Source organism: Lysinibacillus sp. BF-4 (assembly GCF_000743635.1).
Lineage (GTDB): Bacteria > Bacillota > Bacilli > Bacillales_A > Planococcaceae > Metalysinibacillus > Metalysinibacillus saudimassiliensis.
Genome location: NZ_JPUW01000013.1, coordinates 38,803 through 52,716, shown reverse-complemented (window position 1 = coordinate 52,716; position 13,914 = coordinate 38,803). Strand labels below are relative to the sequence as shown.

Below are 13,914 nucleotides of genomic sequence, written 5' to 3'. Positions count from 1 at the left end.
CAGGGATATACCCTTTACGTTCCTTGAGGTGGGAGACTTCTTTCGGAAAGCTGTTAAAATACTGCCGATGCTACTAATTATTGCGTATACACTTCGACTACCACTAACTCGCACACCCTATCATCAATGGCTCATTGTTGGTCTAACTTTTTGTATGATTGGTGATTACACTTTGCAGTGGTTTATTGTGGGGCTAAGCTTCTTTTTAACGGGTCATATTTTTTATATTGTAGCTTTTATGCGCACTAAGCAACAACGTGCACCATTAGCTATTAAACTTGCTGTAACGCTTTATGCAGGGCTCATGATATGGTGGATTGCAGGTACAGTACTCGCCACAGGCGATACCGTTTTAGCGCTCGCTGTGATTGCTTATATTACTGTCATTGCGTCGATGGGTATTACCTCTTTTCGCACAGGCTCACCACTTGCGATTAGTGCCGCATTTTTATTTATTTTATCAGACTCTATTTTAGCAATTGACCGCTTCATTACACCGCTCACTATTGCTCATAGTGGCGTGATGCTAACTTATTACGGAGCACAACTTTTATTTGCGCTAAGCGTTTCACAATATTCTGCCATTACAAAAAGTGATACAATTAACTCGACATACAAAGGAGGAGTTTCATCATGAAAGAACAAGTCATCGAACGTTTAATTCGCTATACCAAAATTGATACACAGTCAGATGCAGCGAGTTCAACTACACCATCCACACAAAAGCAATTTGATTTACTCCACGTATTACGTGATGAGCTAAAGGAAATTGGCTTAACAGATATTACACTCGACGAGCATGGCTATTTATTTGCCACACTGCCAAGCAATACAACAAAAGAAGTACCTACGCTCGGCTTTTTAGCACATGTAGATACAGCAACAGATTATACAGGCACAAACGTAAAGCCACAGCGTATTAATAATTATGATGGTGGCGACATTCAATTAAATGCAGATTTAGTAATGTCACCTTCAGAATTTCCTGAACTAAAAAATTATGTAGGGCAAACTTTAATTACAACAGATGGTACAACCTTATTAGGTGCAGATGATAAAGCAGGTATTGCAGAAATTATGACAGCTATGGCCTACCTTGTGCAAAACCCACAAATTAAACACGGTACATTACGCGTGGCCTTTACACCAGACGAAGAAATTGGTCGTGGCCCACATAAATTTGACGTAGCTGCCTTTAATGCTGACTTTGCCTACACAATGGACGGTGGCCCATTAGGTGAGCTACAATTCGAAAGCTTTAATGCTGCAGGGGCAACAGTTACTACAACTGGCGTTAGTGTACACCCAGGCTCTGCTAAAGATAAAATGGTCAATGCTATTACAACAGCGATTGCTTTCCAAAACCAAATGCCAGCAGATGCTGTGCCTGAAAAAACAGAAGGCTATGAGGGCTTCATTCATTTAATGGACTTTAACGGTAAAATTGAGCACGCTGAGATGAGCTATATTATTCGCGACCATGACCGTGAAAAATTTGAAGCGAAAAAGAAATTTATGCAAGATACCGTAAAAGCTATGCAAGCTACTTACGGCGAAACAGCCATCCAAATTGAAATAGAAGATCAGTACTACAATATGGGCGAAAAAATTACGCCTGTAAAAGAAATCGTCGATATTGCAAGCGAGGCAATGCATAAGCTTGGCATTACGCCAAACACGTTACCGATTCGTGGCGGTACAGATGGTTCACAACTATCTTATATGGGGCTACCAACACCTAATATTTTTGCGGGTGGCGAAAATATGCACGGCAAGTTTGAATACGTCTCTGCCGAAACAATGGAAAAAGCGACCCAAGTAATTATTGAGATCGTTCAATTATTTGAAGCACGCTAAGTTAAGTAGAACGAGGTATATACTTCGTTCTGCTTTTTTTGTTATAATTTCTGAATATTAGGTAAATGGGGTGGCGCGATGGAAATTATGATCGGGATTGTTTCTGCATTATTTTTTGCTGTAACCTTTATTTTAAATCGTGCAATGGAGTTAGATGGTGGAAGTTGGCTATGGAGCGCTTCTTTGCGATATTTTTTTATGCTACCCTTTTTAATCGTTATTGTGGCTATGCGTAAGGGATTGCGACCACTTCGTCAGGAGATGCGCCAACAACCACGCGTTTGGCTTGGCTGGAGCTTTATAGGTTTTGTGTTATTTTATGCGCCCCTAACCTTTGCAGCTGGCTACGGTGAAGGTTGGCTTGTGTCAGGCACATGGCAACTAACAATTATTGCTGGTATCTTGCTCGCGCCACTTTTTACCACAATACACAACGGCATCGTCCTTCGCGAAAGCATTCCACGTGCCTCTTTAGTTATTTCTGGCATCATTATGATTGGAATTGTACTTATTCAACTTCCTCAAATGAATGAAGTATCAGGCACTATGTTACTGCTTAGCTTTGTACCTGTAGTTATTGCTGCTGTTGCGTATCCTTTAGGTAATCGTAAAATGATGCAAGTATGTAGTGAGGATATTGATGCCTTTCAACGCGTACTTGGCATGACCGTTGCCTCGTTACCCGCTTGGATTATTATGGCTGGCTACGCACTCTTTACAGTAGGTTTACCATCAAGCTTGCAGCTAGTTCAATCATTAGTAGTTGCGCTCAGCTCAGGCGTAATCGCGACCACATTATTTTTTATCGCTACAAATCGCGTTAAACATCATCAAGGGAAACTTGCCGCTGTAGAAGCTACGCAATCTACGGAAATTATTTTTGTTATTATCGGTGAAATGTTACTACTCCAAATTGCTCTGCCATCGACGCTTGCATTAATTGGCATTGGGATTATTATGGGTGGTATGCTATTGCATAGTTACTATACGGCTTTGCTCAATAAAAAAACTGCTCTATCAATCGTTCGTGATGATTGATAGAACAGTTTTTACTGTACGTACTCTCTAATATATGAGGGGGGTTAGGGAGCACTTCATGAACTAGCGAACTTCTGGAGAAAAGTAGCTAAAGTCCAGCCTCATTACACTCGTTTTGTAATTGAGGAGTAACTCTTACAATGATAATGATAATTGTTATCAATTAAATTGTCAACAGTTTTGCAAAAACTTTTATTTAGGAGGTTTTTTTGTGCCCGCTTTAACGATGGATCAAGTGCGTCAATTAAACAGTTATAGTATGTATACAACCGAGCCTAAGCGTACATTATTTACGCTAGCTAATATTAAACAAGATTTTTATTTAACAGACTTCCGTAATTTATTAATGGGCATTACAAGCGCACCTACAGAAGCAGCGGCTGTTTCTCACTTTAGTCGACGCTATGGTATGTTTTTTGCTATGCAATTTTATATGCTAGCTGCTTATGATGAGGTGTGGGATGGCAAATTAGAGGATATTCGTTTTGATGCTACCGAAGAATTTGGTGCGCACACCGTTAGTATTTTTTTAAATCCTAATGATTGGCGTTATGTAGATGAAGACGAACGCATAAGTGTCATAAAAAGTATTTTATATAAACAAGGGCACGAAATTGTACAACAACTACGCAAGGTAACTACTATTTCGCCACTCACCATTTGGGAAAACTTTTTTGGCTACTTACTATGGCATTATCATATTTTATTAGAAAACCCCGGGCTTGCGGACCAAGCCATGGAGGATATCGAAATTTTGGAAGACCCTGCAACATGGGCATTATTTTCGAATAAATCTTGGTGGGCAGAATACACAGGTGGTCAAAGTCCTTCTGCACTCGTTAATGTGCCTGTCCGTAAAACATGTTGCTTCTCTAAAGACATGCCTGGACTTATGGCTTGTGGCTATTGTCCACTCAAATAAAAAAGATGCCAACTTAGGCATCTTTTTTATTTAATCAATGGTTGCGCGCCTTGCTGTGTAACCGCATAGCCCGCAATTTTCGTAGCATATGTGATTGCCTCTTGAAGCGGCTTATGATCGCCAAGTGCTACGGCTAAAGCACCGTTAAAAGCATCTCCTGCACCTGTTGTATCTACAACCTCTACAGCTTGTGCGCTAATATAGCCCGAGGTTTCGTTTGTCATATAAAATGAACCATTGCTACCTAGAGTTACAACAACTGCTGCTACACCTTTGTGCAATAATTGCTGACAAGCTTGTTTAAGGCTTTCTTCTGATGTAATTGAAAAACCAGTCAATAGGGCTAGCTCTGTTTCATTAGGTGTGAGCACAGAAACACGTTGTAGCACCTCATCCGTTAATGGACGTGCGGGTGCAGGGTTTAAAATAATACGTGTACCTGATTTAGTCGCAAGCGCAACTGCCTTTTCAATGGTTAGCATTGGGATTTCGAGCTGAAGCAGTAAAATATCAGCTGACTCTACACAATCACAAACGTTATCTAATTGCTCAGGTGTAATGCTGTGATTAGCTCCTGGCACTAAAATAATAGCATTTTCGCCGTCTTGTGCAACTTGAATAATTGCCTGTCCTGTTATACCTTGCTGTTCGACAAATACTGTCTTCACATTTTTGCGCTCTAGATTAGAGATGGCTAACGCACCGTTTGCATCCTCACCTACTGCGCCTACAAAATAAACATCTGCGCCAAGCTGTCCTGCTGTAACGGCTTGGTTAGCTCCCTTACCACCAAAGTATGTTGCTACACTTGTACTATGCAATGTTTCGCCTGGTTGCACAATATGTGGTACATGGTACACAGTATCCATATTAATACTGCCTACAACTAAAATTTTTGCCATCTTGCTCACCCCTTAACTATTTTTCGTAGCGTACTACCCATTCATCAGCTAAGCGCATGCTTGTACCTACATAGCCATCACAAATTAATTGTTGTTGCTTTGCTGTGTCACTCATTGCAACCTCAATGGCTACTGTATACTGTATCTTTTCACCGATTAAATCCTTCATAAACACATAACGCAACTTGCCGCCATATTTTAGCTTAAGTGCTACAATTTTAAGCCCTTGTGCAAACTTGTCTTTAAGGCTAGCAATATTAAATGGCATAACCGTTGCACAAACATATTGGTAACGGCTAGTATCTACTTCATTCATAATTAATGAGGCTAATATTTTTTGTAACCCGTAGCCACGGTAACTTGGGTGTACATTAGAAACTTCCTGATAAATGACGCTTGATAATTGCGGCTCTGCAAGCCCACCATCTCGACCTAAATGCTCATCGTCATCTAACGGATCTAGTAAGGCGCGAAAGGCAATTAACATATCTTCAACAAAAGCACCCAGCATTACGCCATTGCCACCTAATATATTTTCGAGTTCACTACGGTCTAATGGTTGTAAAATCGCCTTGTCTTCTAATGCGGCCACAACATCTTTTTGCACCGCTTCAATTTGTGCAATATCAGCTACCGTTAAGCGACGTACCATATAACGTGTTGCACCTAGTGTACCCGTGCTAATCATTGTACAGTTACCTGCGCTACTGTTAATGCCGCAAGCTTCTGCTCATCAATTGTTACACCAAGTCCTGGTTTTTCATTTAATTGAATAAACGGCACATCATAATGCAAGTCACCAATCTCACTTGTAAACTTCAGTGGTCCTGTTAGCTCAACACTTGTAATGATTTTTTTAGAAAATGCCACATGGAAACCTGCAGCAGAACCAATCGACGACTCTAACATTGAGCCAATTTGACACTCAATACCTGCCATCTCCGCCATATATGCTAGTTTAGAAGCTGGGTAAATCCCGCCACATTTCATTAACTTAATATTGACTTTATGTGCCGCATTTTTTGCGATGATTTCACGCATATCACGCACACCGGTTAAACCCTCATCAATCATCATTGGGATTGTACTCTTTGCCTTTACCTCGACCATCGCATCAATATCACTTGCTTTAACGGGTTGCTCTAACCAATCCAGGTTTGCTGACTTTAATGCTTCGACACCGCGTAGCGTATTTGCTGCATTTACCCATCCTTGATTAACATCAACACGAATCGCAATATCCTCACCGACACGTGCACGAACTGCTTGAATGCGTGCGACATCCTTCATTACTTCTGTACCAACCTTCATTTTAAATGATGTAAAGCCTTCGCTCATTTTTTGAGCCGCTTCATCTGCCATTTTTTCTGGTGTACCGATGCTCAGCACATGTGTAATCGGAAATTTTTCGTGGTAGCGTCCTCCAATAAGGTTGTACACAGGTACGCCTAATTTTTTACCGGTTACATCAAAGCACGCAATATCAAGCGCTGCCTTTGCTGCAGGTACATTTAGCATTGCCGCATCCATAATAGTATGAATACGTTCAAAGTTCATTGGGTTTTCGCCAATTAGACGTGGGGCTAATTGATGTTGTAGTAGCGCGTAAGTTGAATTGGGTGACTCACCTGTTACATGCTCATCAGGCACCGCCTCACCCCAGCCTACAAGCCCACATTCCGTCGTTAATTTAACAATGATAGAGGGCATTGATGGATAAGTGCCGTAGCTAATAATAAATGGCTCGATTAAAGGTAAGTCAATTAGGTGAATATCAATTTTTGCAATTTTCATGGGGATAGCTCCTTTAGTTTACTGTCTCTAGTTGTTTAATCGTTGCTGCCTTGCGTAATGTAGCAGCGACGGCTGTTGCACCGTCAAATAATGCATGGTGATCAAATGTCATTTGTGGGTGATGTAAGCCTGGTGTTAAGTTAGCACCAATCGCAATCATCGCTGCTTTTACATGTGGACATTTAATCGTATAAAAATGAAAGTCATCACTACCCGGCGTTACAATGGCTGGCGCTAATACTTCTTCACCAAAGGTCTCTGTAATTGTCGCTGCCGCTAGCTGTAATGCTTCTTCAGCTACCTCTGCACCTGGCGTAATGTCATCCCAATCCCACGACATATCAATCTCATACTGTGCTTGAATGCTTTGCAAACCATGCTCTAACTTAGCGATAAGCTGATCAAGCACTTCATTTTTTTGTGCACGCACATCTAATGAAAATTGTGCGGCTCCAGGGATAATATTAACGCTACCGCCATCTGCTACCATTTTCGTTACTTTTACCGAGTACGTCTCGGCTGGATTAATATAAACGGTCTTTGTTAGCAGATGAATGGCTACTAATACATCAATCGCATTTTTCCCTTGATGTGGGCGAGCGCCATGTGCGTCTGCCCCCTTGATTGTACCTTGTAAAAATGCACCTGCACCATGATAAATTGCAGGCGCAATTTTACCTAGTGGTAGTTCATCTTGTGGACGTAAGTGCACACCAAATAAATGCGTAACATCCTGCATCACACCGCGCTCTACCATAGCTAATGCACCGCCGCCTGTTTCTTCTGCTGGTTGAAAGATAAAACGAATGCGTTTTTGTAGCGGCATGTCACGTAGCTCAAGCATTGCACCAAGTACCATTGATATATTAGCATCATGCCCGCATGAATGATTTGCTTGCATCACCCCATCTACCTCTTGCCACAGTGCATCAATATCAGCGCGTACCGCAATAACCTCCTCGCCTTCACCAATCTCGGCAATAACACCTGTTACATCCTCAAATGTATAATGTGTAATGCCTTGTGCTTCAAAAAATGACGCTAAGGTTTTTGTTGTATTAAATTCCTGCCAGCTAATTTCTGCATGTGTATGGAAGTGGTTAAACCACTTCAAAATCTCTTCGTTGCGTTGCTTTATATCCAAGCGTTTCACACCTCTTATTTTTGTAATTTTCATTATACATGACCTCGCACTATTCGTAAAAATAACAAAAAACCGACTTTTCGCTTTGATTACTAGCGTAAAGTCGGTTATTCGTTATTAAAGACTTGTGAAGAAGCCTTCTGGGTAGTTGTTTGTATCATGTCGACGCTCTTGCGTTGTCTCCTCCTCCCTTAATTCTATGTGCTGGTCAACCAAGTAAGTTTCTAGTGACGATTGTAAAACACTCATGGCATCGTTCCCTTCGTTTTCATTTATCAGTATTTTCTGATTAGTTAAATAATAGCACACACTTTTTATTTTGGCAATAAAAAAATCTGAGGATTTTAAAAACCCTCAGATTAGTTATTATGCAGTGGCTTCTTGACGCTCTGCCTTCGTACCACCGTTTTTATTTTTTGTTGTAATTTGAATTGTTACTAATACTAAGAACATACCAATACCAACAAAGTCTGTAATACGTTCTGGCATAATTAATAATAGACCAGTAGCAATTGCTGGGATACGCTCGAACCAGTACATTTTACGATACCAGAAACCAATAATACCTGCGCCAATCGCTAACATACCTGTAATAGCTGTAATAACTACCCATAACGTACTGTACCAAGTAGTATCAATCATTAACAGCTCTGGTGAGAACACAATCATATATGGGATGATGAAGGCTGCAATTGCAAGCTTCGCGGAGTTAAAGCCCGTTTTAATTGGGTCACCGCCAGAAATCCCCGATGCAGCAAAGGCTGCAAGCGCCACAGGTGGCGTAATATCGGCAATAATACCAAAGTAAAATACAAAGAAATGTGCTGCTAATAAAATGGTTAATGGCACAGCTGCGCTTGGTACATCAGGCGCCATTAGTGCAATAATTGCTGGTGCTGCAATCGTAGATGTAATAACATAGTTCGCTGTTGTTGGTGCACCCATACCTAAAATAAGTGAGGCAATCATTACAAAGAATAATGTTAATAAAATACTACCACCTGCAAGCGCCACAAGGCTGTTTGCTAAGCTTAGGCCTAGACCTGTTTTAACAACAACACCTACGATGATACCAGCTGCTGCTGTCGCTGCAACTACACCAAGTGCTGTACGTGCACCATCTACTAAAGCATTAACAAAGTCTTTTGGCTTCATGCGTGTTTCTTTATCAAAGAATGATACAAAAATCGAAATTAAAATACCATACAGCGCAGCATGCATAACGGGTACGCCAATTAACATTAATACTACGATTGATACGATTGGTAATAATAAATAAATCTTTTTAAACACTTCGCGACGGTTTGGCATTTGCTCATCTGTTAAACCTTCTAATCCAACACGTTTTGCTTCAAAGTGCGTCATAATCCAAATACCTGTGAAATACAATAGTGCAGGGATCGCTGCTGCTTTAGCGATATCCCAGTACGTAATACCACGACCAATAAATTCTACCATTAGGAAGGCCGCTGCTCCCATAATTGGTGGCATTAATTGACCACCTGTAGAAGCTGCTGCTTCTACTGCGCCCGCAAACTCTTTACGGTAGCCTAGTTTTTTCATCATTGGGATAGTATACGAACCTGATGTTACTACGTTTGCTACTGAACTCCCTGAAATTGTACCTTGTAAAGCACTTGAGAATACAGCTACTTTAGCAGGACCACCTACAAGCTTACCTGCTAATGCTACAGCTAAATCATTAAAGTATTGCCCTACGCCTGTTTTAACAAGGAAGGCACCAAATAATAAGAACACGAAGATGAATGTAGCAGATACACTAATTGGTGTACCTAAAATACCATCTGTTGTATAGAACATTAAGTTAACAATACTCTCTAAATCTTGACCACGGTGTGCCATGAAATCTGGGAAGTATGGACCGAAGTACGCATACAGTAAAAATACACCCGCAATAATTGTAATAGGTAAACCTACTGCGCGGCGTGCCGCTTCAAGCACTAAGAAAATCGCAATCAAGCCAACATAAAAGTCCATGCTTGATAATGAACCAAAACTACGCACAAGTTCGGTATAATTTAGCGTCCAATAAGCACCTACTCCTACGGCTAGTAAAGCTAGTACATAATCATAAATCGCAATTTTGTCTTTACGTCCACCCTTGCGTGCAGGGAACAGTAAGAAAATAAAAGTTAAACCAAAGCCTAAGTGAATCGTACGCTGAATCTGTGCAGGAAACTGTCCAAAAATTGCTGTGTACAATTGAAATAATGAGAAGGCTAGTAGCCCAAAGAAAATAACATGCTTCATAACACCTGATAGTACGCGTGTATTCGATTCAATATCATATTTTTCTAAAATGGCTTGCTGTTCTTCTGCCGAGATTTGCTCAAACTCATCAACCTGCGGGTTATTTTTTTCCTTTGTCATATTAGTTTAGCTCCCTTCCATAATTGGAATAATGAAACGCGTTGCACTTTACATAAATACGCATGGCCTCGCGTTAAATTGTCTTTTAATTGGTATTCTTTATTGTCATAACCTAAGGCAAGATCCATATCAATATCACCAATATGCATAACGAACTCAGGCAATGTTGTTTTTTCTTCAAAATATAAATGATACTTGCCATCTTTACGTGTTAAGCGCTGCCCTTCCTCTGCATAGCCAGGTAACCCAATAGCGAGGCTTTCATAAACCATTTCAAGCATTTGCATCGAGAGGTCTTTTGTTACTTTGTAATACTCAAGCACATCTGTTTTATGAATGGAGTGCGTATAACGTAGTAAAAAGGCATCGCTACCATCCATCACCACATAATGAAGGCGTGGGCTTTCGACATGTGTTTCTGTAAACGAGATTACCTTTTGAAAAGGAAGAAATATCGCTACACCGATTACTACGGCCAGTAGAAGTACAATTATTTTTCGCATCGTATTTCCTCCAACTCAAAAGCTATTTAGCAAAACTCTGCTAAAAAATACATATAAAAAAGGAGCTCGAAGCTTGACGCAAACGAGCCCCTTCACGTATTTTATTTATTTACTTCATCAAAGTATTTCTGTGCACCTGGGTGTACTGGAATACCGATACCTGTTAAACCGTTCTCTGCTTTGATGAATTCACCTTTAGCGTGAGAGATTTTTTCAGCATTATCGTAAATAGCTTTTGTCATGTTGTAAACAACGTCTTCTGGAAGATCGTTACGAACTGCAAGCATAGCGATTACAGATACTGTTTCGATATCTTCTTTAAGACCATACGTGCCTTCTTTAACTGTATCTTTTGCATAGTATGGGTATTTTTCGATTAACTCATCTGCTTTACCCTCACCCACTGGCACGATGTAAACATCTGCAGTAGCGTTTAATGCTTCAACAGCACCAGTTGGTGTACCAGCTGTAATAAATGCTGCATCAATTTGACCTGATTGTAAGCCATCAACTGACTCACCAAAGTCTAAGTTTTGTGCTTTAATATCATCCATTGTTAAACCGTGGATCTCTAGTAATTGCTCAGCGTTTGCGTACGTACCAGAACCTGGTGCACCTACTGAAACTTTTTTACCTTTTAAATCCTCGTATGTTTTAATACCTGATTTACCGATTGTAACTAATTGAACTGTCTCTGGGTAAAGTGCACCTAGAGCTGAAATTGAATCTACTTTTTTACCATCAAACATAAATTCGCCTTCAGTTGCATAGTAAGCGATATCTGTTTGTAAGAAACCGATTTGACCTTTGTCAGTATCTAAACCAGTTACGTTTGCTGCCGAAGCTTGTGAAACCTCAGCTGTTGTTTTAATCCCCGTACCCTCTGTAATTAAATCTGCAAATGTACCACCTAATGCGTAGTAAGTACCTTGCGTACCACCTGTTAATAAACTTAAGAATTTAATATCTTCAGTTTTAGCAGTTTCTCCCTCTTTGCTATCCCCGTCTTTAGCAGGCTCTTCTTTCTTGTCAGTACCACAAGCCGCTAATACGAATACTGCTAATGCCGCAAGCATTAAAAGTAAACGGAATGATTTGTTTTTCATATAGTATCCCCCTCTGTCTTTGAAACCGAATTCAACTTAAAGCTATCAAAAGCAAACTGTTATTGTCAACTCATTTTGACAAATTTTTTAGTGAATTTATAAATATGCTATGTTTGTATATCAATATAAGCGTAAGCGGTTTCACGTAAAACTGTTTGAATTAGATAAAAAATGCTTTTAATAGCATTTTCAAATCTTTTCAACAATTTATATCAATATAATATAGAAATTGAATTTTTTCAAGATTTATTTTTCTTTTTTTCTGCATATATTTTGAATAATATAAGTTTACACAAAGCTATTCTACAAAATATATTCCCTTCACTTACTGCTGGTAAACTATTCTGATAATAATTCTTTACGTTTTTTTCTGTAGTATAAATGCATTTATTTGAAGCAAAAAAATAACCTACCGCTAGCTAACGGTAGGTTAAAATTAATCAATAAAAGCTTCGATTTCTTCGATTAATTTGGGGTGTAATGGTAATGACTCATCTGTATATGTTTTACGATTGGCTTCTAGCTCTTCAGGTGCTTCTTTTAATACATGATTCATACCTTCAATTATGGCAAGTTTAACCTCTGGTTGAGCTTGTTTTAATAACTCCCCATCTGTGACTGGTACTTGCAAATCTGTAGTGCCATTTACTACTAATAAAGGCATCTTTAAATCTGCGATCGTTTCTTGTGGATTTAAGCGCATCCATGAAGCCATATAAGGTTGAACAGAAGGACGGAATAAAATCTGCAATGGCTCACTGACTACATCTACGCGCTCACCTTGCTTTAATTTTTCGATAATGGTTTGCGCCTCTTGCATTAAGGTTGGGTCTAGACGTGGTTTTAACTGTTCAAGCAACACCTCGTCAATCGGCCGCCCTGCACCAGCCAGTGAAATTAAGCGATTTACAGATTGTTGTTGTGCTACATTGAAAGCGATTAATGAGCCTTCGCTATGGCCAATCAAGTTAACCTCACTAAAACGTTCATCCTTCTTTGCCGCTTCTACAATTGCAACAACATCATCAATAAAGTCAACAAAGGTCATACGTTCCTCAGCTAAACCTAACTGACGGTTATCACCAACGCCACGCTTGTCAAAACGGATACTTGCAATATTATCTTCAGCTAGTACTTCAGCTAATTGTAAGTAGCTATTATTTTTGCCCATGCCTTCTGTATTGCCATCCTTAGTAGTAGGCCCTGAACCACCAATAATAATATAAACAGGTAGTCTAGGTAGCTGTGGTGATAATAAAGTAGTTGTTAACTCACCACCTTTAACACTAACGTTAAACGGCTCTTCCTTACTATCAATCTCAAGCTCACCACGTACTAAAGTAAATGGATAGCTCTCCTCACTCACACGATATGTGCCCTCAAGACGATTATCCTTAAGCATTGCCTCTACATCTATCTCTTGCTCATCACGAATAATACTGCCTGAGATACTATTTTCTTCATAAGTAATTTGCGAGAATTTCGCTTTTTGCTGTTCTTTTGTTGTCCATGAAATCTCCGCGGTTTCTGGCGTTAAATATGCCTCAATTGGTACATCCTTACCTTGCAGGCGCATTGTGCCATGCCAGTCACCAATAAACTCTTTCGTATAGTCTTCTTTCGTTGGCGGCTCAACTGGCTTTTGTGTACAGCCAACGAGCAATAGTAACGCCATAATAACTACTACGTATTTTTTCATTGCATCATAACTCCTTCGTTACCATAGCGTTGGTTTTACTACCATCAGCCATAGCATAATAAGCAGTAAGCCAATATAAAGCCATACGGCACGTGTTAACTTCTGTACAAACTGCTGTTGATGATATGCAGGGGTTTGAAATGTTTTAATGGTTGGCTTAAATGCCGCCGCAAGGAAAAATACAGAGCCTACCATTACTGCTAGTGTAGCTACTGCCCAAGAGGTGAACCACGAAAAGCCACCTAACCAAATTAATAAGAAGCCTGTTGGTACTACTACATGTCCTGCGTGTTTAACAACCGTAATCGCTGCTTGAAATGCGACAAGGTAAACTTGCATTTGTTCATCCGTCGCGGTTTTCATTTTCGTTAATAAGGGAAGTAATACAAATAGAGGCCCTATTGATAACACAGCGCTAAGGACGTGTGCGAAGAGTAAAAACAAATATGCCATTTATTTTGGTCCTTTCCCGATTTTCGATTTTCATTATACCATGTGGCAATGTTAATTTCGTATGAAGCTCGTATTATGTTGCTGTTAAGCTTGTCAAAAGGGGCA

General features: G+C 39.9%; 13 protein-coding genes. 4 read left to right on the top strand and 9 right to left on the bottom strand.

The genetic code is table 11. From position 1 onward, the window contains the following. The 4 genes from CH76_RS06480 to CH76_RS06465 form a co-directional block, all read left to right on the top strand. On the top strand, positions 1 to 637 hold a 637-nt coding region (locus CH76_RS06480), incomplete at its 5' end, for a lysoplasmalogenase (RefSeq protein ID WP_152553298.1). Continuing rightward, positions 634 to 1,857, top strand: a complete 1,224-nt coding sequence (gene pepT / locus CH76_RS06475) for a peptidase T (RefSeq protein ID WP_036144398.1) — start codon at positions 634 to 636, stop codon at positions 1,855 to 1,857. The genes CH76_RS06480 and pepT, both read left to right, overlap by 4 nt. 78 nt (positions 1,858 to 1,935) lie before the next feature. Continuing rightward, the gene (locus CH76_RS06470) at positions 1,936 to 2,895 is read left to right on the top strand and encodes a multidrug resistance efflux transporter family protein (protein ID WP_036144395.1); all 960 of its coding nucleotides are present in this window, start codon (positions 1,936 to 1,938) and stop codon (positions 2,893 to 2,895) included. A gap of 211 nt (positions 2,896 to 3,106) precedes the next feature. Then, the gene (locus CH76_RS06465) at positions 3,107 to 3,817 is read left to right on the top strand and encodes a Fe-S oxidoreductase (RefSeq protein WP_036144393.1); all 711 of its coding nucleotides are present in this window, start codon (positions 3,107 to 3,109) and stop codon (positions 3,815 to 3,817) included. A gap of 26 nt (positions 3,818 to 3,843) precedes the next feature. On the opposite strand, the gene rbsK is transcribed toward CH76_RS06465, so the two are convergent. From rbsK to CH76_RS06420, 9 genes are all read right to left on the bottom strand, one after another. After that, a complete protein-coding gene (rbsK, locus tag CH76_RS06460; RefSeq protein ID WP_036144391.1) occupies positions 3,844 to 4,719 on the bottom strand; it encodes a ribokinase in 876 nt (291 codons plus the stop codon). 16 nt (positions 4,720 to 4,735) lie between these two features. Beyond that, entirely contained in the window at positions 4,736 to 5,407 is a 672-nt protein-coding gene (locus CH76_RS06455; protein ID WP_036144389.1) for a hypothetical protein, read from the bottom strand. Next, complete coding sequence (locus CH76_RS06450) at positions 5,404 to 6,513, bottom strand: mandelate racemase/muconate lactonizing enzyme family protein (protein WP_036144386.1); 1,110 nt, start codon at positions 6,511 to 6,513, stop codon at positions 5,404 to 5,406. The genes CH76_RS06455 and CH76_RS06450 overlap by 4 nt, the downstream gene beginning before the upstream one ends. Before the next feature lie 13 nt (positions 6,514 to 6,526). Next, entirely contained in the window at positions 6,527 to 7,657 is a 1,131-nt protein-coding gene (locus tag CH76_RS06445; protein ID WP_235190368.1) for an amidohydrolase, read from the bottom strand. 366 nt (positions 7,658 to 8,023) lie between these two features. Then, on the bottom strand, positions 8,024 to 10,048 hold the full coding sequence (locus CH76_RS06440; RefSeq protein WP_036144382.1) for a TRAP transporter permease: 2,025 nt from the start codon (positions 10,046 to 10,048) through the stop codon (positions 8,024 to 8,026). Beyond that, positions 10,045 to 10,551 (bottom strand): DUF1850 domain-containing protein, encoded by a 507-nt coding sequence (locus CH76_RS06435; protein ID WP_036144380.1) that lies wholly within the window; start codon positions 10,549 to 10,551, stop codon positions 10,045 to 10,047. The genes CH76_RS06440 and CH76_RS06435 overlap by 4 nt, the downstream gene beginning before the upstream one ends. 101 nt (positions 10,552 to 10,652) lie before the next feature. Continuing rightward, positions 10,653 to 11,657, bottom strand: coding sequence for a TAXI family TRAP transporter solute-binding subunit (locus tag CH76_RS06430; RefSeq protein WP_036144378.1), 1,005 nt, complete (start codon positions 11,655 to 11,657; stop codon positions 10,653 to 10,655). A gap of 436 nt (positions 11,658 to 12,093) precedes the next feature. Continuing rightward, complete coding sequence (locus tag CH76_RS06425; RefSeq protein ID WP_051910257.1) at positions 12,094 to 13,356, bottom strand: alpha/beta hydrolase; 1,263 nt, start codon at positions 13,354 to 13,356, stop codon at positions 12,094 to 12,096. 18 nt (positions 13,357 to 13,374) lie between these two features. Next, entirely contained in the window at positions 13,375 to 13,809 is a 435-nt protein-coding gene (locus CH76_RS06420; RefSeq protein WP_036144376.1) for a hypothetical protein, read from the bottom strand. Positions 13,810 to 13,914 lie beyond the last annotated feature (105 nt).

What these genes read in the sequence shown, in the direction of transcription:
- CH76_RS06435 (WP_036144380.1), bottom strand. Translation starts at nt 10,551, where the DNA reads ATGCGAAAAATAATTGTACTTCTACTGGCCGTAGTAATCGGTGTAGCG.
- CH76_RS06470 (WP_036144395.1), top strand. Translation starts at nt 1,936, where the DNA reads ATGGAAATTATGATCGGGATTGTTTCTGCATTATTTTTTGCTGTAACC.
- CH76_RS06430 (WP_036144378.1), bottom strand. Translation starts at nt 11,657, where the DNA reads ATGAAAAACAAATCATTCCGTTTACTTTTAATGCTTGCGGCATTAGCA.
- CH76_RS06420 (WP_036144376.1), bottom strand. Translation starts at nt 13,809, where the DNA reads ATGGCATATTTGTTTTTACTCTTCGCACACGTCCTTAGCGCTGTGTTA.
- CH76_RS06455 (WP_036144389.1), bottom strand. Translation starts at nt 5,407, where the DNA reads ATGATTAGCACGGGTACACTAGGTGCAACACGTTATATGGTACGTCGC.
- rbsK (WP_036144391.1), bottom strand. Translation starts at nt 4,719, where the DNA reads ATGGCAAAAATTTTAGTTGTAGGCAGTATTAATATGGATACTGTGTAC.
- CH76_RS06440 (WP_036144382.1), bottom strand. Translation starts at nt 10,048, where the DNA reads ATGACAAAGGAAAAAAATAACCCGCAGGTTGATGAGTTTGAGCAAATC.
- pepT (WP_036144398.1), top strand. Translation starts at nt 634, where the DNA reads ATGAAAGAACAAGTCATCGAACGTTTAATTCGCTATACCAAAATTGAT.
- CH76_RS06425 (WP_051910257.1), bottom strand. Translation starts at nt 13,356, where the DNA reads ATGAAAAAATACGTAGTAGTTATTATGGCGTTACTATTGCTCGTTGGC.
- CH76_RS06450 (WP_036144386.1), bottom strand. Translation starts at nt 6,513, where the DNA reads ATGAAAATTGCAAAAATTGATATTCACCTAATTGACTTACCTTTAATC.